This window comes from Alcanivorax sp. HI0083 (assembly GCF_001635175.1).
Genome location: NZ_LWFX01000776.1, coordinates 1 through 328 on the forward strand (window position 1 = coordinate 1; position 328 = coordinate 328).

The following is a 328-nucleotide window of genomic DNA, read 5'->3' on the forward strand; positions in this document are numbered from 1 at the left end:
TGTCATGGGGCACGTCGTTCATTTCACCGTCGACGATGCGTATCTGCACCATGGCCACCGGGCGACCGGTGCGGGTGCGATAATCCGCCTGGGTTTCCAGGTCCGCGTTTTCCAGCTCCGGAGTCAGCTGAGCCAGGGTCAGCAGCGGGCAGGTTTCACTCATGCCGTAACCGGTATAGATATCGATGCCACGTTCCAGCGCCCCCATGGCCAGAGCCCTGGGCAGGGCCGAACCACCGATGATCACCTTCCAGCCGCTCAGGTCGATGCTCTTGGCCGCTTCCGCCTGCAACAACATTTGAATGATGGTGGGTACACAGTGGGAGAA

1 protein-coding gene is annotated in these 328 nt (G+C 60.7%); it reads right to left on the reverse strand.

Annotation, left to right across the window (positions count from 1 at the left end; all coding sequences use genetic code 11):
- Positions 1-328 (reverse strand): AMP-binding protein (locus A3754_RS07585; protein ID WP_156496899.1); only part of this gene is annotated, 328 nt, incomplete at both ends.